This window comes from Chitinophaga sp. YR627 (assembly GCF_900114995.1).
In the GTDB taxonomy this organism is placed as follows: domain Bacteria; phylum Bacteroidota; class Bacteroidia; order Chitinophagales; family Chitinophagaceae; genus Chitinophaga.
The window spans coordinates 642,901-664,972 of sequence record NZ_FOUX01000004.1 but is presented as its reverse complement, the minus strand read 5'-3'; the positions used below and the strand labels follow the sequence as shown (position 1 = coordinate 664,972).

General features: G+C 46.0%; 21 protein-coding genes. 8 read left to right on the top strand and 13 right to left on the bottom strand.

Annotation, left to right across the window (positions count from 1 at the left end; translation table 11 throughout):
• The first annotated feature begins 47 nt into the window (after nt 1–47).
• Nucleotides 48–1,046, top strand: a complete 999-nt coding sequence (locus BMZ72_RS23235; RefSeq protein ID WP_143087762.1) for a tetratricopeptide repeat protein — start codon at nt 48–50, stop codon at nt 1,044–1,046.
• Between the two features lie 86 nt (nt 1,047–1,132).
• Here BMZ72_RS23235 and BMZ72_RS23230 read toward each other — a convergent pair whose 3' ends face one another.
• Nucleotides 1,133–3,391 (bottom strand): InlB B-repeat-containing protein, encoded by a 2,259-nt coding sequence (locus tag BMZ72_RS23230; protein ID WP_089812089.1) that lies wholly within the window; start codon nt 3,389–3,391, stop codon nt 1,133–1,135.
• 170 nt (nt 3,392–3,561) lie between these two features.
• Here BMZ72_RS23230 and BMZ72_RS23225 point away from each other — a divergent pair, with 170 nt between their 5' ends.
• The gene (locus BMZ72_RS23225) at nt 3,562–4,215 is read left to right on the top strand and encodes a hypothetical protein (protein ID WP_143087761.1); all 654 of its coding nucleotides are present in this window, start codon (nt 3,562–3,564) and stop codon (nt 4,213–4,215) included.
• Here BMZ72_RS23225 and BMZ72_RS23220 read toward each other — a convergent pair.
• From BMZ72_RS23220 to BMZ72_RS23200, 5 genes are read right to left on the bottom strand one after another with little or no spacing between them, the layout of a single operon-like run.
• On the bottom strand, nt 4,212–4,943 hold the full coding sequence (locus BMZ72_RS23220; protein ID WP_089812087.1) for a metallophosphoesterase family protein: 732 nt from the start codon (nt 4,941–4,943) through the stop codon (nt 4,212–4,214). The genes BMZ72_RS23225 and BMZ72_RS23220 overlap by 4 nt on opposite strands.
• A complete protein-coding gene (locus tag BMZ72_RS23215) occupies nt 4,944–5,873 on the bottom strand; it encodes an ADP-ribosylglycohydrolase family protein (protein WP_089812086.1) in 930 nt (309 codons plus the stop codon).
• 4 nt (nt 5,874–5,877) lie between these two features.
• A complete protein-coding gene (locus tag BMZ72_RS23210; RefSeq protein WP_089812085.1) occupies nt 5,878–6,420 on the bottom strand; it encodes an RNA 2'-phosphotransferase in 543 nt (180 codons plus the stop codon).
• Between the two features lies 1 nt (nt 6,421).
• On the bottom strand, nt 6,422–6,970 hold the full coding sequence (locus BMZ72_RS23205) for an NADAR family protein (protein WP_089812399.1): 549 nt from the start codon (nt 6,968–6,970) through the stop codon (nt 6,422–6,424).
• Between the two features lie 5 nt (nt 6,971–6,975).
• Entirely contained in the window at nt 6,976–7,653 is a 678-nt protein-coding gene (locus tag BMZ72_RS23200; RefSeq protein WP_089812084.1) for an NUDIX hydrolase, read from the bottom strand.
• Nucleotides 7,654–7,845: 192 nt separating this feature from the next.
• Between BMZ72_RS23200 and BMZ72_RS23195 the strand changes: the two genes are divergently transcribed.
• From BMZ72_RS23195 to BMZ72_RS23175, 5 genes are all read left to right on the top strand, one after another.
• Nucleotides 7,846–8,112: a hypothetical protein gene (locus tag BMZ72_RS23195; protein ID WP_089812083.1), complete on the top strand. Its 267-nt coding sequence runs from the start codon at nt 7,846–7,848 to the stop codon at nt 8,110–8,112.
• Nucleotides 8,113–8,162: 50 nt separating this feature from the next.
• Nucleotides 8,163–8,426 carry a DUF6520 family protein gene (locus BMZ72_RS23190; protein ID WP_143087760.1) on the top strand — a complete coding sequence of 88 codons (264 nt, stop codon included), beginning with the start codon at nt 8,163–8,165 and terminating at the stop codon, nt 8,424–8,426.
• A gap of 180 nt (nt 8,427–8,606) precedes the next feature.
• The gene (locus tag BMZ72_RS23185) at nt 8,607–9,440 is read left to right on the top strand and encodes a hypothetical protein (protein WP_089812082.1); all 834 of its coding nucleotides are present in this window, start codon (nt 8,607–8,609) and stop codon (nt 9,438–9,440) included.
• 155 nt (nt 9,441–9,595) lie between these two features.
• The gene (locus BMZ72_RS23180; protein ID WP_089812081.1) at nt 9,596–10,084 is read left to right on the top strand and encodes a hypothetical protein; all 489 of its coding nucleotides are present in this window, start codon (nt 9,596–9,598) and stop codon (nt 10,082–10,084) included.
• A gap of 11 nt (nt 10,085–10,095) precedes the next feature.
• Nucleotides 10,096–11,055: an HTTM domain-containing protein gene (locus tag BMZ72_RS23175; RefSeq protein ID WP_089812080.1), complete on the top strand. Its 960-nt coding sequence runs from the start codon at nt 10,096–10,098 to the stop codon at nt 11,053–11,055.
• Nucleotides 11,056–11,133: 78 nt separating this feature from the next.
• Here BMZ72_RS23175 and BMZ72_RS23170 read toward each other — a convergent pair whose 3' ends face one another.
• The gene (locus BMZ72_RS23170) at nt 11,134–11,802 is read right to left on the bottom strand and encodes a DUF1345 domain-containing protein (protein ID WP_089812079.1); all 669 of its coding nucleotides are present in this window, start codon (nt 11,800–11,802) and stop codon (nt 11,134–11,136) included.
• Nucleotides 11,803–11,892: 90 nt separating this feature from the next.
• On the opposite strand from BMZ72_RS23170, the gene BMZ72_RS23165 reads away from it, so the two are divergent.
• Entirely contained in the window at nt 11,893–13,137 is a 1,245-nt protein-coding gene (locus BMZ72_RS23165; protein WP_089812078.1) for a DEAD/DEAH box helicase, read from the top strand.
• 17 nt (nt 13,138–13,154) lie between these two features.
• On the opposite strand, the gene BMZ72_RS23160 is transcribed toward BMZ72_RS23165, so the two are convergent.
• The 6 genes from BMZ72_RS23160 to BMZ72_RS23130 all read right to left on the bottom strand — a co-directional run bounded on the left by BMZ72_RS23160 (nt 13,155) and on the right by BMZ72_RS23130 (nt 22,060).
• Complete coding sequence (locus BMZ72_RS23160; RefSeq protein ID WP_089812077.1) at nt 13,155–14,354, bottom strand: hypothetical protein; 1,200 nt, start codon at nt 14,352–14,354, stop codon at nt 13,155–13,157.
• 305 nt (nt 14,355–14,659) lie between these two features.
• Entirely contained in the window at nt 14,660–16,309 is a 1,650-nt protein-coding gene (locus tag BMZ72_RS23150; RefSeq protein WP_089812075.1) for an NAD(P)/FAD-dependent oxidoreductase, read from the bottom strand.
• Between the two features lie 179 nt (nt 16,310–16,488).
• Nucleotides 16,489–17,490 (bottom strand): helix-turn-helix domain-containing protein, encoded by a 1,002-nt coding sequence (locus BMZ72_RS23145; protein ID WP_089812074.1) that lies wholly within the window; start codon nt 17,488–17,490, stop codon nt 16,489–16,491.
• A 161-nt stretch (nt 17,491–17,651) separates the two neighbouring features.
• Nucleotides 17,652–18,188, bottom strand: a complete 537-nt coding sequence (locus tag BMZ72_RS23140) for a hypothetical protein (protein ID WP_089812073.1) — start codon at nt 18,186–18,188, stop codon at nt 17,652–17,654.
• A 125-nt stretch (nt 18,189–18,313) separates the two neighbouring features.
• Nucleotides 18,314–20,953, bottom strand: coding sequence for a glycoside hydrolase family 2 protein (locus BMZ72_RS23135; RefSeq protein ID WP_255373272.1), 2,640 nt, complete (start codon nt 20,951–20,953; stop codon nt 18,314–18,316).
• 117 nt (nt 20,954–21,070) lie between these two features.
• The gene (locus BMZ72_RS23130; RefSeq protein WP_089812071.1) at nt 21,071–22,060 is read right to left on the bottom strand and encodes an AraC family transcriptional regulator; all 990 of its coding nucleotides are present in this window, start codon (nt 22,058–22,060) and stop codon (nt 21,071–21,073) included.
• Nucleotides 22,061–22,072 lie beyond the last annotated feature (12 nt).

The following is a 22,072-nucleotide window of genomic DNA, read 5'->3' as shown; positions in this document are numbered from 1 at the left end:
ATTTATTCAAATGGTATAATAAATAATATGTATATAATTTATATATCTTGCGGAACAATACAGCTATATCGACTATGGGCTTTTTCGCTAATCTATTTGGCCTTCGAAACAACAGGAATAAGCGGGCAGTTCCCGCGTCAGCATTGACAGACATCGACATTTTTGACAAAGAGTTCCTCGCCGCCGCTTCCCGTTATACAAGCCGGCCAAAGGGGGAAATGAACATGCGGGTACGTTCGGAAGAGACTAACGAAGTGATTCCCTTCGCGTTGGCATTTCCGGAAGCATTTGAAGAATGGAAACAGGTAAAATCAGTTTGGGACAAAAGGGGGATCATTTACAAGGTACTGGACAACTCTATCAGAGAGTCACTAAAGCTCTGGCAGGTAATTGAGCGTTATAACATCGATCGCTATCCGGAGCACGCACTGAAGATTGCGGTGGAATATGCCACCGGACCAGATCTGACCGACGCCAATTTTCACATGGCGGTGGCCAGGGCTTATTTTATCCTGACGAGGTATAAAGAGGCACAGGAACGGGCAGAAAAGGCGCTTAGTCTGGTGCCTAATCACATGAAGGCAAAGATTCTCCTGGGAGATATCTGGCATCATACCCACCAACAGGAACGGGCGCACGATATCTATAATGAGGTGCTGAAGATCAAATTGACGAGCGATACCAGAAAGTCGCTGACTATTCATGAACTGGTGGGATTTGACAGCGATCTTTTACATTCCCCGGTATATGCGGTGGCTATGCTGAGAGGTGATACTGCCGTAACGGAGTCATTATGGGATAGTATTGCCTGTGAATTCTATCATTATCCACATTTCCGTTCTGCACACGCCACTTATCTTGTGCAGAAAGGTGATTATATGAAAGCCTTCGCCAAGTTCATGACCCTTAGCAGGGAAATGCCCTGGTTCAAAGAAGGTGTTATTAACACGTATAGTCTGATGCAGCAACTGGGACTGGAACCACAGATGACAGAGGATAAAGTGCGGTTGGAGGAGATCATCCGTAAAGAACACTGGACGGTGTAATAAATGTAAAGAGATAAAAAGAAAGCCTGATCTTTACAGACCAGGCTTTCATCCAGGAAATTACCAATACTTATCGGATAAGACCATTATTGCTTCACCACTCTTAGTGTTTCATTGTTACCATTCCGTTCTACGCGGATAAAGTAAACGGCTTTCACCAGTCTGCTACAATCGACGTTGATCTGGTTCTGACCCGCAGGATAAAGCTGATTGCTCACATTGCTGATCAATGCACCATTGGCATCAAATATCTTCACTGCTACCCTTGTTTCCTTCCTGTTATAGAAACTGATAGTGGCATTGTTCACTACAGGGTTCGGATAGACCTTCGCAGCTTCACTGATGGCAGCTGTTTCTTCTGCTCCATGCTGATAAGACAGCGTATTCAGTAATGAACTGCCACAGGTACCCGCAGCAGGACTATTACCTGTTACTTCCAGCCAGTCGATAACTGCAAATTCCGTTGAAGCGGTGGTTTCTATACGAACCGTATTTGTGCCGGCGGCCAGTGTAGCTGTAACAGCGGCTGTCGTTGTCCAGGACGTCCATGCACTTGTTTTAGGGAATGATACGCTGGATACAGCTGTGTTGCCGTTTACCAGTAATCTCGCTGTAGTAGAGACGTTTGCGCCACCGTTGGAATATCTCCATACAAAGGAATAAGTACCGGCAGCAGGAACTGTAATGCTGTAATTCACACCTTTGGACGCGGAGTTGGACAGATTGATGTAATACCCACCATCGGCGCCGCTATAGCTGTTCTGACGACTGCCATCAGCGCCACAATAACCGCTGGTTGTAGTAGCTGCATCGTCAATGCGTAGTGTATTACCGCCGCCGCCACCATTACTGGCTGTAAAGCTGGCCGTAACAGCCAGGTTGCTGTTCATGGTTACCGTTGTGGTAGTAGCTGTGCCACTAGCGGCACCACTCCATCCGGAGAAGGTATAACCACTCGTCGGAGCAGCAGTAAGGGTGACTACTGTACCTGCTGTATAAGCCGCCGCATTCGGGCTGGCAGTAACAGTTCCTCCGGCAGCAGGAGATGCCGAGATGCTGAGAGAATATGTGCCCGGATTGGTCGTACTGCCTGATTCACGCGCGCCTATATCCGGAGCAGAACCACTGTAGGTGATACCGCTGGTAATAACACCTGCATTGATCATATCGCTACCGGAAGCCAGGGCGAGGAAGTTGCCCAGATTCGGACTACCATCCGTGTTTTTGCCTACAGATGGAGACGTTGAAATAAAATCAGCGCTGCTTACAACCAGACCGCCACTGTTGGTGCTGACATTGTTTTTCCACCACACATTGCTGGCACCCACTTCGGTGCCATTGCTCTTGTCGCTGGAGCCTGCATTAAAAGAAAGATTGTTGCGGAAGGTAGCGGTACTGCCTTCTCTGAAGTTAAAATTAGACTCAGCATTGTTGTAGCTGGTATTGTTGGTCACTTCGATATTACCGGGGTTGTTGTTGTCGGTAAATCCGTGGTGACCGTTGTTAAATGCCACGCTACGGCGTATGATATGATTGACCGCAATACCAGAGCCACCGAGCTTGAATCCGTTTTTGTCACCATTGCCGGAAGTGCTACCGGTGCTGAGTGTACCATTGCTGTAAGCTACGCAGTTGTCAATGGTTACCGGACCGATAGGCCCTGTATCACTCTTTGCATAGAGGTCCCATCCATCATCAATGTTGTGATGAGAGATGCAACCTCTGAAGATATTACCGGTACCACAGGTTAGTTTAGCGGCGAAACCATCCGCATCTTCATTATCGGGGTCCTGGTTGTCAAATGCTTCACAGTTTAGAATGAGGTTGTTGGAAGGCCATGAGCCGATCGTTGTGTTACTCGTTACGTAGCGGCTGAGTTGTAGTCCGCTGTCGTGGTTTTTACTAAAGATACATTTCTCAATGATGTTGTTATTGCCTGCCAGTAGCATACCATTGTCACCTGCGCCGGTAATGGTTATGCCGGTGAAATGCCAGTAGTCGCCATCCAGTACCAGTCCGCGGTTAGCATCAGCAATTGCCTGCGCGGAGAAGTCAAGTACAGGGACTTCTGAGCTGTAAGCAACAACGTTTTTGTTGGTAGAAGCTGTACCATTGTTCGTAGCAGGAATAATAACAGACGCGGATAAACTATAAGTGCCTCCTCTCAGATAAATAGTGCCGCCAGCAGGAATAGTTGCTAAAGCGGTTGCGAGTGTAGTTGGTGCGTTGATGCTGGTGCCGGGGTTGGAGGCGGAACCGCCGGGGGCAACATACAAAGGGGTTTGTGCATAGGCCATACCTTCTCCAAGAAGGCACGCGAGTGCCAGTAGTAGTTGTGTTCTCATAACGGGACGGGGGTTTTTATTTCATCCTGAAATTACAGGATTTGAAAGCTGAGCGCTCAGAAGTGAGGGTAAATATTTACGCAAACGTTCCCACTCTAAAATGGACAAAAAAGGGATATTCTTAATAAATAAAGTGATACTTTAGTTCTCTAATTCGTAATTCATGTGAGATGCAAAGATCCCTTTATGCCTTAGGTCTCCTTTTTTTATCAGCATGCCATTCCACTGTAGAGTCCCCAAAAGAGAATGTTAGTGCAACGACAGTAAATAATATGGCAGAAGCGCCTGTTGACACGGGTATGATGATGCTGGACGCTCCTCCTGAAGAGTTACAGCTTATACCGGATACTGTGCATATTCTGGGTGATTTTGATGGCGATTTCAGACAAGACACCGGGTATGGTGTTTTTTACGCTAAGAGAGGTCGTGAAGGAAATGGAGAAGAAGTTGAATCGAATATGGAATATCAGTATATCGTGCGTTTTTCAGCAGCTGATATCAGAGCTATGCCGGTCATCACCGGCAGGCACATCCGTTTGGTGAATGAAGGAGATCTGAATGGCGATGGTAAAGATGAAATATCTGTTTTCGAGCAGTCGATGCGTGCATGTACGTATACTGTCAGCACCTGGTCGTATAGCGACGGCAGGTGGCTCCGTATTTCCGATTACTGGTATATCCCCACCGCCTGTGAATATATCAGCGATGAGGACCTTGAAAAACGGATCGTGCTGGAAGATGGTACTGTTTATTATTATGAGACCGATGTCAATGACAGCGATTTTCCGCTTGTAAGAAAAGAGTTGCGATTATTGCGGAGCTAACGGTTCCTGCCTTTTTCATCTGGGTATAGTTCTCTTACCGGATCGCTTTGCCAGAACTTTTTTGTTGCGATATCCATTGCTGTGAGTTTTCCGTAGAAAGCTGTTCCAGTGTCAACGTTCCAGACATTTCCTCCATTCATAGGTACAAATACATCGTAGTTGATGGTAGGCGTATGACCGATGTATATTTCGTTAAACAATTTCATCCGTTTGGGATAAAGAATTGAGTCTCTTTTGATGCGCTTACCCATTACCAGCGCTGTTTCCCATAGTGTTCTGTCCCATCTGGTATTACCTTCAAAGCGTTCCATTGCCGGACCGTGCATTGAAGTGAAACCCGCATGTATGAACAGTCTGTTTTCCGCGTCAATGACATAATCTTTCATCCTGTTGTAGAATGCAATATGGATGTTCTTTTGTACCTGTGTAAGATTGGAATAACTGTCAATGGTGGCCTGGCCTCCATTGAATACCCAGGTAGGATCCGGAAGGGAGCCCATTAACCATGATTCACACCATGCGTCATGGTTCCCTTTAATGAAAATACATTTATACTGTTGATCGAGTTGCATGAGGTAGTCGATCACCTGTGCGGATTGTGACCAGCCATCTACATAATCGCCCAGAAATATAAGCGTATCGGCAGCTTTCGGCTTGATTTTTCCGATGATCTGTTCCAGTGCTCTCAGTGCGCCATGAATATCCCCAATTACAAACGTCCGGGCCATTTACCTGTAAATTTTGGCCTGCAAGTTAGTAATCAGTACGTCAATTGCATCCCTTTTTGCCAAAACATTTAGCCAGTCGGCCGGAATTGTGGCCCATCCGTAGGTCAATCCTGCCAGTCCGCCGGTAACAGCGCCTGTTGTGTCTGTATCTTCTCCCAGGTTGACAGCCTTCAGGACTGCATCCGCATAAGAGCTGGTGTGTAAAAGGCACCAGATAGCCGCTTCCAGGGAATGTACGACATAGCCGCCACCCCGGATATCGGTATCCTTACATTCCCTTAACTGGCCGAACAGGACGCGGTCGTAGTAATAGATCTCGTCATTTTTGAGGAATGACGGAAGGGTGTCACAGATCGTCTGATAGGCCTGTTCAGGTGTTTGTCCCTGTAAGATGGCCCGCGCCATTTCGAGGTAAATAAAACAGCCGTTAATGGAGCGTTGATGCCTGTGTGTCAGTGAGGATACTTCCTGCGTGTGCCGGTACCGCTCTTCTATAGACATGTCTTTTATATAAAATAACAAAGGCAGAATACGCATGAGAGAGCCGTTACCATTACTCTGTTCGTGGATACCACCCGCCATTACAGGAGATACGCCCCGGCCCAGGTTAAGGATGGCATCACGGGTAGCAAAACCAATGTCAAATACATTTCCATGTGGTGTCCAGTAGGCATACTGCATCCAGTTCACGAAACGGTTGGCCAGGTTTTGCAGGTCGTATTCGCCGCAGAGCATTTCTGCGAGACAGAAGGTCAGCGAACTATCATCTGACCAGGTACCTGCCGGCTGACCGTGCGTACCATAGCTACGCATGTCGGTTACAGGGTCTTCTGACAGGGACCGGCGTGACCGGAATTCTACCGGTACGCCTAAGGCATCACCGGTAGCGACGCCCAGCAGGGCGTCTTTGATATAATCTTTGTAGCTCATGGGGCTAGATTTCAATGTAGGCAGGGGGTACATGGTCAGTTAACCATACGCCATTGTCTGACAGGTAAAACAGGAATCCATCTCTGTGCATCTGCCCTGTTCTGATGGTCAGGATATAGGGCGCACCTCTGCGGCTGCCAACATTGACAGCGGTTTCTCTGTCTTTACTGAGATGCAGGTGCTGACGGCTCATCTTCTGCAGACCTTCCTTTTTAATACTGTCCAGGAATCTGGCGACAGTACCGTGATACAGGTATTCAGGCGGCGTAACAGGATCCAGTCCCAGGGAGACTTCTACGGAGTGGCCCTGACTGGCGCGTATTTTAGTGCCGTCTTCACTAAAGGAGAAACGTTTTTTGTCATTGGTTTCGACTACTTCCTGGAGCTGACCTAATGTGATCGGGTGTTTGTGTTGACTCATCCGGGTTAACAGTTCCTGTACATCTGTCCATCCATTTTCATCCAGTGTGATCCCGATGGTTTCGGGTTGATGTCGGAGCACCAGACTCATAAATTTACTGATGCTTTTTGTTTGTTTTTCGTTCATTTCATTGTTGTTTTAACTGGTCTCTGACCTCCATCAGGGCGTAGCCCAGGAGGTTCTGACCTTTCCATAGTAAGGGGTTGGCTGCGTGTTCGTGATTTGCGCCCATACCGATGCCCCATATTCTGTCGAGGGGACTGGCTTCTACGATGATACTATCACCGGTGCTGATCAGGAATTCCTGCATTTTAGGGTATTGAGAAAATTTCAGGAAGTTTCCCTGTACGACGAGGGTGAATTTTTCAGCGTCCCAAGCGGCAGTATCAAAGTGGGCTACTTTTCTACCTAGTTTTTTGGCAGTGGCAGGGTCTGAGGTCTGCAATATTTCCTGTTCGGTAACGGGATCTTTAAACAGGCGTGCTTTACCTGCCATCATCCAGTGTTCAGCGGTTGCATAAGTATGTGTTCCATCTGTAAAAGCAGCGGGCCACCATTGACTGAAGCAGCTTTTTGTCACGTTGCCGGGTTCACCTTTGTGTCCCCAGAAGAAGGTGAAGTTTAATTTTTCTTTTGTCTTGTACCTGCGGATTAACCAATCGTTGTTGTATTTCATCGTTATCATACATTTATCTGGAAGCTGTTCTTTTTCAGCTTCTTATTGAATTTATACAGATCGGGATGTCTGTTTTGTGCGCCTTCCCGTTTATTTCCGGTGTTGATAATATATTCTGAGTCCATGATCTTCCGTCTGAAATTGCGGCGGTCGATGGTGGTATCCAGAATACATTCATACAGTTCATGCAGTTCAGGCATGGTGAACAACTCGTCCAGCAGTTCAAAACCTACCGGGAAATAGGTGATCTTGGAACGGAGCCTTTGCAGGGCGATCTCAAAGATGGCATGGTGGTCGAAGCCCAGTTTGGGGAGTTCCCTGATATTGAACCATGCGACGTCATTGGCCATATTACCAGCTGAAATGGCTACACGGGCGGGGTTAACGAGTGCATAGTAGGCTACGGCAATGGCACGTCCACGGGGATCACGTTCCGGTTCGTCAAAGGAATACAGCTGTTCCATATAGACATCGTCCATACCCAGCTTCGTTTTCAGTACCCTTGAACAGGTATCACGGAAGCGTTCTTCCATTTGCAGGAAGGCTCCGGGCAGTACCCAGCGGTCTTTAAACGGTTCTTCTTTCCTGTTAAGTAACAGGACGGCAAGCTGTTGTTTGCTATAACCGAATACGACCAGGTCCACTGCGAGGGAGGGGTTCTGATAACTGTGAAAGGGTTTCATGTTCAAACTTTGTGTTATTCTGACGCAAAGGTAAGGAATATTATAATATCAATTTCACAACTGCTGTCGGGATGCAGCAGGTTATTATATCTTCGTTGCACCAATGAAGGAAAGACGGCCTTTTATCATCCATGAAAATTTCGGTATCCTGTTTTATTCTTGTTAACCCTGTCACCCACAAAATGTAAACCCATGAAACTTAAAAAAGTTAGATTCTCATTTTTAGCACTGGCTGTAATTCTTGGCGCCGGGTCGGCATTAGCAACCACTGTAAAAACAAATACGCTTCGCGAGGTAACTCAATATTACTGGAATGGCAGCGGTTATGCTGTTGCTGGTGTAGAGGGATATGACTATGTGTGCGAATGGTCTCAATTCGGTACCTGTACATATGTATTTGACAGTGCTACTGGTACGTACAAAAGAAGTAAGTACGGTAAGATCTCGTTCCTGAGATAAAATATATTCCTCCGCTTGTTAGCCCCATCACCTGCAAAATCAAACCTATAATGAAAAAATTAAGATTCTCATTAATGGCGGTAGCCGTTATTCTTGCTGCTGGCACTGCTGTAGCGACTAACATGCAGACAAAAGCTGCGAAAGCTGAAACCAAGTATTTCAGATCCAGCAATGGCCAGTTCTATGAAGCTGGTATCAGAGACTATGATTACATCTGCGAATGGGCCCATTTCACTATCTGTACGTATACGTTTGACAGTGTAAGCGGTACTTACAAAGAGAGTGAGTCCGGTCGTATCCTGTTCCTGAGATAGGAAAGAACGATTGAAAGAAATTGAACAACGGATGAGCTGCAAACCCACGGCTCATCCGTTGATTTTCTGTTGTTTGCGTATTTATACGTAGTAAAACAGGTGTTTTTGCACTTGATGGGAAAGGTTAATTAATGGAATTTTGAGTCATCAATTTCATTATTAACCACAAACCCCAAAAAAATGCGCAAACATCTATTGTTCGCAGGCGTAGCTGCGTTGGCTACTCTGTCGTTATTCTCCTGCAGAAAAGAACAGCAAGCTAATCCACAGTCATCCAATAATTCCACGACTGATGCCGGCGGCAGGACGGCAGGTACAGATGAACTGGACGCTATCCTCAAAGATCTTTCTCCGGAAACCTACCTGTTAACCTGGGATGGTTTACCAGCAAACAATTACATCACCAAAGCAACTTACGGCAGTTTATCTGACGAGACACAGTATTTCGGACCTGGAGGTCGTCCGCCATTCCCTGAACTGGCCAAGATCGGTTACGAAAGAATTCCTTTCAGAAAGATCTGGATCAAGACCTGTCCAACGATGATACCATATCTGGACATCGCCAAACGCGTTGGTGCGCTGGCGCAGAAGGTAGATCCTAAACAGCTCTTTGATCTGGGTATATATGAAGTAGGTAAAGGACAACAGTTGCTGGCTACCAAGACTTTCCTGACAGCTGCATCCCGTTTACAACCTGATGTGGTAGATCAGAAAGTGATCGGTACAGCTTCGCTTTCCAAATTCCGTTTATCCATTCCGGCAGGTGCGTATCCTTATTTCACCCGTGGTTTCTATGGTACGGCAGATATTACCCAATTCCCTGCAGGTGCCCGTGTGACTGTTTACAATGGTTTGAAATGGGAAGATATCCTCAGAAAGAGATTCCCGAATCTGATCGGTTGTTTCGATCCTGAAATCTTAAAAGATATCCGCAGCAAGTTTGCAAGACTGGATCCACGGTTTGACAAACTGGCTATCGAAGAAGTAGCTGGAGGTGCGGTAATTGGATTCTAAAATAATTAGGAATTAAGAATTAAAAATTAAGAATTGTATCTGTTAATGCTCTTTCTCTCAATGAAAACCGGATGTGAGTTTATATCTGATCGTTGTGATAGCGGAGGTCAACCAATTCTTAATTTTTAATTCTTAATTCTCTTAATTTCTTTCTTATGCTTACAATAAAACAACGCATCTGGCTAAGTATTGCCTGTTTCCATCTGACAGTAGTGGCATTGCATGCTGCACATCTGGAAGAGTGGACCAGTCATAAACCCTGGCTGCTGAAACAGATCACTACCTATGGAGACTTTACCGGTAGTGGCAATATTTTCAGCTTCTTTGCGCCAAATGTAGGGAATGAGATCGCGGTAGTATATACCCTTGGTGATGGCAGTCATCAGGAAGTGACAAGACTGGAGGGACCTAATACGGAATGTAACCGCCGTATTCAGACCATCTACAATTTCTTTAGTATAGAAGAAGCGCAGTCGTTGCTTGCAAAAAGTTGCGCCGCATATATGTTGCGGCAGCATCCGGCGAGTAATGTTGTGCGTGTAACCGTTATTGATAAACGTGTGCCGGCTATGGCGGCATACCGTGCAGGGAGTCAGCCGAAATGGGAACCCTTCCTGGTAAAAGACTTTCGAGTAACCCGATAAAACCTTCCGTTATGATAAAACGTTTCTTTCTCGCTCCTTCTACCGGTGAACCACTGGCATTTTTCAGGATTGCGATCGCGTTGTTAGGCTTAATACAGGGCGGCTGGCTGATTGGCAGTATTGCAATGTTATATGGCCCTGATGGACTGATCCCCTGGTCTGTCAGCAGTGGTATTGTTGACCCCTATATGCCACAATTATCCTGGTTAAAACCTCTTTCCCAGCTGATAGGTACCAATGCAACGACGTTGGTGTATGTGCTGATGGGTACTTACCTGTGCAGTTTAGGTGCTTTGCTGATCGGAAAGTTCACCCGGTATGCGGCGTTTATTGCCTGGGCTATCCAGTTTACCTTTATCAATACCGGTTTTATGGGCGCGTATGGCGTGGAGACGTTCATGCATATTGCTCTGTTTTACTGCATCATTATGCCGGTTGGGGAAGTTTTTGCCTGGGATAAGCTTTCTCTGAGCACCAAACCTGTGGAGAGTGAATGGAATACGCTGTCATTACGGGTATTGCAGATACACCTGTGTGTGGTATATGTAGCTTCCGGAGCGGAAAAAGCGATGGGTATCCAGTGGTGGAATGGAGAGGCGATCTGGCAGACGCTGATGCAGGGACAGTTTGCCCGGTTTGATATGCGCTGGATGGCTAATTATCCTTTGTTTGCGAAGCTGTTATGCTGGAGTACCTTATTACTGGAAACTTGTTATCCTTTATATATCTGGTGGCGTCGCAGCCGTCCTTATGGCTATGTGGCGATTGTATTGCTACATGCCGGCATTGCCATCTTTATGGGACTGCAGTTATTCTCTACTATCATGATCATTTTCAATACTACAGCCTTTGGATGGCCTTATCTGAAACAGGCGTATTATTCGCTGGTACAGCCCCTGCGGGAGCGGAAAAAACTGCACCGGGCGGGTATGCTGGCGACTCAGGCATTTTCGCATGAGTTTGAGATCTAGTATATTCGGATAGAAGGAGAAACTGTCTATGTTAAGGGCGATACTCCGGACAGACTTTATACCAGGTGACTTGCGAGCTTAGTTTTTAAGCCCGGCGATGATGTTGATTGTCATGGCTACTATGAAAGTATTCAGCAAAAAGGAAATCAGCCCATGCAGCAATCCGATACGACGTAGTTTGCGGGCGCTGATCTCCACATCCGATACCTGAAATGTCATCCCTATTACAAATGAAAAATAGGCGAAATCGAGGTAGTCAGGGTGTTGTTCTTTTGTGAATTCCAGTCCGCCGGCATGTTTCTTTGCATCATTTTCATCGTCATCATAGTAGATATGCGCATAGTGGAAGGCGAACATGGTATGCACCATTGCCCATGAAAGTAGTATCCCGGCTACAGCTACCACTACGTATAATATTTTCCCCGCGTCCTGGGCTTCATCAGATAACATCAGCAATAATACCATCAGCATACTGGCGAAGCAGGCCAGCAGGATGACTATGAACACGAAGATGCGGCTGCCGTCTTCGGTTCGGGCGTATTTACGAATTTCTTCTACCGAACGGCTGAAAAAGACAACCCAGCAGGTGATATTGTAGACCAGGGCAAAGACGTCCCATAAGAGTACCATACGAATAAACGGTGTCAGGGGGGCAGCCTGTGTGAGCAGGAATACGGCGCCGGCCAGGCCGGCACTGATCAGGACGCGATGGATGGGATGTAATTTGACAAAAATGTTGTTTCTCATGGGGGAGCTGAATTGTCTTTAAAGGTAGCTTATTCACAATTAGTGCGCCAGTACGCCGCAGCATTGTCAGCTTTAGCCTATCTTTGCCGCATGAAGTTTGAGCAGTACCGTATTTCCGAGGAAATTAAGAGAAGTTTAGAAGAATTAGGCTTTAAACGTCCTACGGATATTCAATTTAAGGCGATCCCCTCCATTCTGAAGGGTGACGACGTATTGGCCATTGCACAGACAGGAACGGGTAAAACAGCCGCTTTTGCTATTCCTGTGCTGCATAAGCTGCAACAGTATCATCCCCGGAAGACCAAGGGAGAGGTACGCTGTGTGGTGATGGTACCTACCAGGGAACTGGCTGTTCAGATCTCAGAAGTGTTTGAGAGGCTCGCAAAATATACTAAACTTAATATACTGGGGCTGCACGGTGGTGTGGACCAGGCGCCGCAGCTGAAGAAGCTGGCGCAGGGGGTAGATGTGCTGATTGCGACCCCGGGTCGTATGTTTGACCTGATCAGTCAGGGTTTTATTGACCTGAGTCAGACCGGCATCCTGATCCTGGATGAGGCGGATCATATGCTTGATCTTGGGTTTATCAGGGACATCCGGGATGTACTGAAACATCTGCCAAGGAGACACCAGACCCTGTTCTTCTCAGCGACGATCGACGAGGATATTAAGGACCTGGCTTATTCCGTGGTGAATAATCCGATAAGGATCCAGATCTCTCCGCAGGATCCGGTGTCTAAGAATGTGCAGCATGCGGTGGCTTATGTGGGTATGGATGACAAGCGTTTCTTCCTGGAAAGGCTGGTGAAAGAATTCCCGGAGAATAAGATCCTGGTGTTTGTACGTACAAAGGTGCGTGCGGAGCGTGTAGCTGCCGCCATGGAGCGTGTAGGTATTAAATCCCTGACCATGCACGGTGGGAAGGAGCAGGATAACCGTCTGCAGGTGATGGACGAGTTTAAAAAAGGCGATATCAAACTGCTGATCACCACTGATGTGAATGCACGCGGTATAGATATCCCGGATGTGGAATATGTGGTGAATTATGATCTGCCGGATGTGCCAGAGAATTATGTACACCGTGTAGGACGTACAGGCAGAGGCGTAAAGAAAGGGCAGGCTGTTTCTTTCTGTAGCGATGAGGAGAAACCGGTACTGGATGCTATTCAGCAATATCTCGGCAAGGAGATTACGGTGATGAAAATAGATAAGAATGATTACCGGGAAACGATCAGTTTCTCTGAAGATATTCCTAATGATAACTGGCAACTGTTGCTGGACGAGCACAACAAACACCAGGAGTTGCTGAAGAAGAAGAAAAAGAAAAAGAAGTAAACCGCGTACAGAGCGGTTTACTGTTCCTTTCTCAGCTGGAAGGTTTTCCTGACAAGGGTATGTGCCAGATCTTCCATCTTTTTATATGTTTCCGGAGAAATGTGGTAGTAATGTGACTGGAATAAGTTTCCTTCGAATGCTTCTTTCTTTTGAATAGAGAAGCAGAGGGAGATGACCCGGAACACATCCTGCATGTTCCTGTTTTCCACGATCCCTGCTTCTTTTAAGATCCTGAATAAGGCTGCCAGCTCCGGCAGTGTCAGGGATGTTTGCAATTTGAAATTTTCAGGTAAGCTTTTGAATTTCTTCACGCTGCCAGACGAACTGCGTTTCAGTTTGATCTGGAGGTGTCGTGTTTCTACCTGTAACCATTCTTTCAGTAAAGAAATGATGGAGGGTGCGTCGTGGCTATAGGCCAATCCGGCTTTTACAGGCAACTGGCAGAGTGTTTTATGGATGAAGGACAGCAGGTCCAGTTGCGTGTGTGCATCGGGCAATTCCATCAGCTGCTGGCTGATATAGGAGGTACAGTAATGATAATAGTCGGTGCTGTTGAAATTGAGTGTGAACAGCAATTGCTGTAAAGAACCGTGATCGAGGGTATTATCTTCCTGTGCCCAGTATTTCAGGAGGGCCTGTTGCAGTTCACGGAGAAAATCGAGCTGATAATGATTCATTCTGTTGGGCATTTGCGGATCAAAGGCGTCGTACAGGCTGAGGATCATTAGCTGGAGTTCCCGGCAACTTTCATCCGTTTCGCCGAACCAGTTCCGAATGACGGAAAGACCGGGAGCGATGCGTTGCCGCATCAGTTCCCGGTACACGTTGGGCGTGATTGCCATTTTGTTATAATACCTGGCATAGGTAAACATGAGGTAGAGAATGAGGTCTTCCAGCTGGTGACAAAGGTCATTACAGAGGTAGCGCCATTCGTCGTATTGTACGGGCGCGGCGGTTTCTACTTCAAGCCAGTTGAAGGGGACGTCATTACAAAGCGCTGTGATCTTTTCCTGGCAGATGCTTACATATTTTCTGATGGTGGGTTCGCTGATGCCTGCGGCGAGGCATTCTTCAAAAGCGATGGTGATATCTTCTATGGCGGCAAGGGATTGTCTGTGCATAAAACTGGCAATTTCATAGGCGTCCGGATCGTCGGTTTGTGGCGGGTGCTGCAGACTGTCCAGCAGCTGCTGCAGTGGTAACAATGGCGTTCGCATAATAAATCAGGAGTTAGGAATGAGGAATTGTTTGTGCAGGAAAAGTGGCCCGGGTATGTGAGCCAGGCCAATTGTCCTACAGCCGGGTCAACGATCAGCGTAATCGCGACGCTGAAGGAACAAAACAAGTGGTATGAAGCGCCGGATAAAACCTTTAAGTGGTTACAAGGGGAATTTATTTCTATTAACCTCGCATTAACTTATTTGCGTTATGAAAGGCTTATCATTGCATCCTGATTGAATTTTTTAGTCTGTATACATGTAGCCGGGCACTCCTGTCCGGCTAATTTCATGTTATAGACCTATCAGGCTGTTTGCCCCGTTTTTTCTGTTTTCTCTTCGTGATATTCCTGTTCGGTATTGATGGACCAGATATTGTCTTTTCCCGTTTCACCAGCGATAATATTATCGACTGATACCATGGCGGTCAGCATAGAGTGGTCTGCATTATTGTATTTGTGCATACCGTTTCTGCCCACCAGGAAGAGGTTCGGGAAGGTATTGACATATTGTTTTACCTCATCAAATCTTTCATAGGCACCGAAGTAAGCGGGGTATGTCTTTTCTACGCGCAGTACGGTAGAATCGAGTACATCGCTTGCGTTGGCGAGGCCTATTTTCTGTAATTCACGAATCGCGAGAGCGGCGATCTTTTCATCCGGCATCTTCCAGAAGTCATCTGTTTCGTTGCAGAAGAATTCCATACCTACCCAGGCCGTATTGGGGTCTTTTACCAGGTATGGGCTCCAGTTGTTGAACAGCTGAAGACGGCCCACTTTTACATCTTTTTCCTGTATGTAGATCCAGGTATCTTTCAGTTGGAGAGGCTTCCATTTACCGGAGCGTTTATCCTGTTCAGACAGATTTTTGAGCAGGATACCAACAGTGATGAAGTCGCGGTACTGCAGACCGGCGGCTACTTCCTTTACATTTTGTGGCACATCAGCTTCCAGGCTGGCGATGAGCTCTTTCACCGGCATGGTGCTGAAAAAATAGTCCCCTTTTAGTTCTACAGTCTGGAGGTCGTTCTTGTTAAAGGCCTCGATGGAAATTATTTTTCCATCCTGTGCGTTTACGGATATCACGTCGTGGTGCATGAGAATGGTACCGCCCATTTCCTGTACCTGGCGGGCTACTTCTTCCCATAGCTGGCCGGGGCCGAGTTTGGGATAGAGGAACTGTTCGATCAGGCTGGTTTCGGTATCTTTCTGAGAGATATCTTTTGATTTTTTCTTTTTCACGGCAGATTGTACTGCGTGTTGTATGGCTTTACGAATGCTGACACCTTTGATACGTTGAGCGCCCCATTCAGCGGGGATCTCGTGACAAGGTACACCCCATACTTTTTCTGTATAGTCTTTGAAGAAGAGGTTGTACAATGTTTTGCCGAAGCGGTTGATCATAAAATCTTCCAGGCTGTTTTCCGGTTTACGCGGAGATGCCTGTGCCTGTAGGTAGGAAACCAGGATGGAGATGGTGGTACCCACTCCCAGTTTCCTGAGTGTATCGATAGAGAGTTGGATTGGATACGTAAAGAATTTACGGAGGAAATAAATGCGTGAGAGACGTTCTCTCACCAGCATTACTTTATCGCTGTCCTGCGGGGTGATACTTTCCCCCGGTGCTACCTGTCTGGATCTATTCTGGTAGCTGATAGTAAATTGTTCACTCCCGGTATCCTGAGCAGGTAGTATATTCAACCACCAGTTCATGACACGGTCTGATTTGGAAAAGAAGCGGTGGCCACCGATGTCCATGCGGTTGCCTTTGTAATTAATGGTCTTTGAGATACCACCAATATCGCCTGATTTTTCCAAAATGACAGGAATGATATCTGATCTTTTCAGTAATTCATACGCGGCTGTTAATCCGGCGGGACCGGCTCCGATAATAATGGCTTTTCTTTTTACCGGAGCTTCGGTATTGGTTTGTGGTATTAAAATAGGCTGATCCATGGGCTAACTTTTGGAGAACTCTAAAATGGTAGTAACGCAGTATTCGTACGTTTCAAAGGTAGGAGAGGCGGTGAGAAGTGAACTTAGGAGATGGGGAGAAAAACTTTGGAGGGAGCGGGAAAGGGCTATAATGAAGAAAGCCCCATAAAGGAGCTTTCGGAAAACAATGCAAAATGAAGTTACATGCTTCTACGTAGCGCAGCAATGTTGCAGTTGTAGTACTTTTCTACTTCGCGTACCAGTTCGTCGATGGTTTTATACCCGGCAGTGTGGGCGACCTCTTTGAGTGATACGGACTGCTGCATTAAGCTATTATATGCCAGCATCATTTTGAGCATGTGAATAAAAGCGTTGATACCAACACTGAACTGGTGCCGGAAGGCGGTGGCCAGTTTAACGCCTGACATATCGAACATTTTTGCGACCTGGTCTGCAGTATGGGGTTGATGGGGGTGATCGACCAGGTATTCGAAGATGTCGTGATAAAGGCGTGCCTGTGCTTCATTGGGGATACGTACTTCATCGGCGATGGCATCCTGTTGCGCGAAGTTCAGGAACAGGTCGACGCAGCACCGTTCCATGAAGTGCCGTGCCTGCGATTCGATATAGCGGCAGGAAACAATGTTCTGGATCAGCATATTACAAACCGCGTTGATACGATACGGTTTTTCGTTGATAATGCTGGAGTGTTTTTGTAGTCTTTTATTGGCTAAGGACTGTAGTCCTGGGAAAACCTGTACGAGCTGCATAAACGCAGATGGCAGGATATTGATATGAAAGGATAATATTTTCTGGCCGGCGAACATAGGCACCCGGTGCATATCCGCATAGAGGTTGAAAAGGTTACATTGTTTTTCCTCTAAGGTGAATCCGTTTGTTTTAAAGGTCACGGCTCTGAGGGTATCTTCATACATGAAGTGTAAAGCCCAGAGGTGAAACGGTGCATATGGGCAGAGCACAATGTCTTTGCGGGCAAAGACATCATGCAGCCACAATGAGAAAGGTCCTAACGGCACATGCTGTGTGAGCATGTTAAAATCGTTGTCCTGCTCATAGTATAAGCCAGCATAAGGTATGATAAGGGGTAGATATTCAGTCGGAATATATGTTGCGGGGAGATAGGACTGCTCGAGGCGGTCTATCAACAACAATTTGTTTTCTTCAAATAACGTCGGGTACATACATAATCGCGTTTTAACGGTCACTTTTTGATGAAACACATGAGCTATACAATGAGCCAGACGGTTGATCTGTGCTGGCTACAGGAACAATGCTAATATACCGCCACAACATTCACTATTTCTTTATGGAGCTAAGCTAATAAATTGGGAAGGGAAGTTAGTTAATGAGATGTTAACGAGTGTAAAAAAGTATTGACAGTGAGGCTGGACAGGAATGAATACACTTCCTCGAGGGTGTCAAGGATTTTGGCGGTCTCATTGCCGGGGATAGTGGCGATGTTTAGAATGGTTCTTTCGCCTTTTATAATTGGCTCCTGCACCGGATAGCGGTTGATCAGGTGGTTCTCGTAGTGATTCCAGCCCTGGATGTCAGGAGTGATTAACTGGATATTGAAGGTGTGTAGCGGATCGGTTGCACTGGAGGCAAATCCGGCTTTAATAGTGATGTTGGGGATGAACTGGTCGTAGGTGAGTTCGAGTCCTTCCATGTCAGACCATTCGTCATCGGTGGTGATAACTGTGATAGCTTGTTTTAATGCATGGATGCGTTTGGCTTGTGTGTTCAGAATATGTTTGTTGTATGCCTGGTAGAGCTGGATTAAAGTGTCGATCTGGTCGGCATTGTCGTGGAAGAAACTGGCGACGTCTTCAATAGGGAGTGCGTCGAAATTTTTGATAAAGTTGGTATAGTGATTCATTATAGTAGGGATGGTTTATACTAAGCTAATAAATGAAAAATAAAAAGAAGTTAATGTGAGGTTAATGTGGAAGCGGCTCATCGAAAGATGAGCCGCTAAGGGGTATTTAGGAGTTAAACAGTGTGTTAGTTCCAGGTTTTTTCGCCGCGTTTCATTTTTTCGAGGGTGAGTTTGAATACTTCTTCGGATGGCTGAGCTTCGACAGCTTTTTGCTCCCATTTGATGGCTTCTTGCTGGTTGCCTAATCTGTGAAGCAGATTAGCATAAGTATCCATCATCATGGGAACCTGTTCTGTTTCAAGACTATATTTGCTCCATTGTAAGGCCGATTTTAGCAGGTTAGTGTCGGAGACATTCTCGAATATTCTCCATGCAAAGTCGTTCAATAAATTACTAGATACGCTAGCTCTATATTTGTTTATAAGTTGAGATGCAGTAGGGACGAAATTATTCCAGTCTTTATGATTTATATAATGAATTGCTTTGGCATGTAAGAATATTTCTTCACCTGGGGAGCCATATTTGGAGACAATTTTTTCTTCTAAAGCATTCCAGTCTGGATTAGCATTTGGAGCCGATACGGCTACCTTAATTTCGTCATTAAAAATGACGGATTTTATTTTGCCTCTTACGCGGTCTGCACCTATCAGTTCACTAGCTTTTTCCTGATTTTTGAAAAGGATATCAAATCCAGGATCTTTTGTTGATCTTGTGAAACGGTTGATAAACGTTAGGTTGCTAAAAGTCAGAGGATCGGATAAGCTATTGATATATGCTGTACTTAGATCAGCAACATTTTTTTCGTCCTTTAAGCGAACCGCCATTAATGTCAAATCTCTCACGAAGTCCGGGTCTTTTTTACCGTCTTTAAATTGCTGTAAGAGTGTCGCATATTGTAAATCTGGATTGGCTGTATCAGCGACCTTTGCCTGGAAAACACCATTAGCCGCAGCGTAACTCTGTGCCTGAGTTAATATCTGGCTATGTATGTCTCTAAGTTCTTCTGGCGAGATTTTGATTACTTCACGGTCATAAGTCATCATACCATTTTCTTCAGTCTCTACATCAAATGGTTCAGTATATATAGAACCAGACAAACCCTGCTCTTCAAATTTTTTCAGGCTTTTTACCATAGAGTCATACTTCATCTTAAATGCGGAAGCCGGAACCTGGATATAACCCCATCCTTCCATATCATTCCATTGGTGTTTCAGTGTAGGAACTCTTACACCTCCCCACTCACCAAGCACGCACGCTTTACCAGGTAAGGTAGGTGGAATGCCGGGGCCAGGGTAGTCGTGAATATCAGTCAGGTCGCTACTAGCCCATTTCTGAGATACTTCCTGTGGAGCACTACGATCATAGTTCTCACCCGTATGCCCATTCACAATACGAGACGGATCTTCCTTCTTCATCCACTCCGTCAGGCGTTTCTGATCATAGCGCGCCCAACCCTCATTAAACAGTACCCATATTACAATACTTGGATAGTTATACAGCTGCGCAATATTCTCTTTGTTTTCTTTTTCGAATGCAGTCTTCGCTTCTGCTTTATCGCTTGCACAAGTCACCATATCCTGCCATACCAACATTCCCGCTTTATCCGCATGATAATACCAACGTGCGGGTTCCAGCTTAATATGCTTACGAATGGTATTATACCCCATGTTCCTGATCGCCATAATATCAAACTGTAAAGCTTCGTCCGTAGGGGCTGTATACAAACCTTCAGGCCAGAAACCCTGATCCAGAACCCCCAGGTGATAGGTGTACTTGTTATTCAGGAACAGCCTGTCAACACCTTTCTCATCTTTCTTTACTTCAATCTTGCGCATACCAAAGTAGCTTCCGATTGTATCAACAACCTTCCCTTTATACAGCAGTTTTACATTCAGGTTGTATAAGCTAGGCTGATCAGGGCTCCACAGCTTAGCATCAGGAACAGGTAACAGCAGTTCAGCATTCGGCTTTCCTTTTACCTTTTTCCCATTGGAGGCAATTGCTTCAACAGTATAATCACCGGTTTTACCAGCAGTTAATACTTCCAGCTTCAGATTGCCTTTATCAATATCCGGTGTAAGACGGATGTTATTGATATAAGCAGCAGGAACCGTCTCCATCCAAACCGTCTGCCAGATACCGCTACTGGCGGTATACATAATATTCTGAGGGTTTAACACCTGCTTGCCATGAGGATTAATACCCTGATCTGTTGGGTCGAAAACGGATACTTCTATCTCATTGATGCCATCCTTCAATGCATCTGTAATATCAAAAGAGAAGTTCTGATAGCCGCCAGTATGTCCGCCAACTTCTTTGCCGTTCAGGTATACTTTTGCATCCCAATCCACGGCGCCAAAATGGAGCAGCACTCGCTTACCACCTGTTACATCAGGTTTGCTGATGCTACGTTTGTACCAAAGCCTTTGTGTCGGCAATAAAGGCTTCTGTACACCAGACAACGCTGATTCAATCGGAAATGGCACTAATATCTGTCCATCAAATTGTGTTGGCTTGGCAGCATCTTTTCCCGTGACAGCATATTCCCACAGACCATTCAGGTTCTGCCACTCACTTCTCACCATCTGGGGACGGGGATACTCCGGCAATACGTTTTGGGGATTCACATCCTTTGCCCATCGAGTCTGGATGCTTACAGGTTGCATTTTCCAGGCGGAGTTATTAATGGTTGTCTGCGCGTAGCTGTTGTAGTATGATGCACAGCACAATGCAATGGCGGCCACAGCTGCATTCATTCTCGTCATAAGGTGTTCGTATTTGAGATTAACACACCCCATCTTCGGGGGGATGCATGACTTTATTTAGCGCTGATTAAGTTGCACTCAGTAAAGTATGGTAATACGCCCACCAAATATTGATTCCTACTGTTTCAATTTAAACCCGTAATATGCCTCTAATGCAGAGGCCAGCTCATTTGAATGGTTGAATCCGGTTGCGTCTGCGATCACTTCTGATGACCATTGTTTCTGATGCAGTACATTAAATGCCATCATCATCTGTAACATATGTCTGAAGTCCTGGATAGAGATGGAATAGTGCTGCAGAAAGCCCTTTTCCAACTCAGCAAACGGAATGTCAAACATTAAAGCCAGTTCTGCTGTAGAGCATGGTTTATGCGGATGATCGATCATGAAGTGAAGTAGCTGACGGTAAGCATCCTGATGCGCCAGGCTACTAAACAGGAACGGCTCATGGGCATGTGCCTCCTGTGTAGCGAAGTTCAACAGGAGATCGAGACAACACCGATAAAGGAAGAGATGCGCCTTTTTGCCTGTGTATTTACAGGTAAGGATCCTTTGGATCAAATAGTCGCAGACCAGGTTAACATGATGCGGATGTGCGTTCAAAGCGCTGCTTTGCGCAGACATAGGACGGTTTAGTAAGTCTCTCAGCTGAGGGTATTTCGCCGCCAGTGCAGGAAGGAACTCTGGCCGGATGTTAATATGGACGGACAATACTTTCGTATTGTCCGCCATAGGAATACGATGTAGCCCCGGGTACAAATTGAACAGGTTACATTCCCGTTCTTCGAGTGTATATGGGGAATTGAGATTGCCTTCCACAATCAAGGAATCTTCATACATGAAATGCAATGTCCAGATATGATAAGGTGTATATGGCAATAGCACCATCTTTTCCTTCGCAAAGATATCATGCATCCATAGGGAAAAGGGGCCCGCATTTACATGCTGTGAAAGAATTTCACATGCGGCATCTTCACGGAAATACAATCCGGCATAAGGGATAATCAACTTGAGATATTCAACAGGCAGACTACTCGCTGGTAGATAAGCTTGTCTGTTCTTCTCGATCAGCAGTAACCGGTTCGCTTTAAATAAGGTAGAACGCATATTGATGATAGT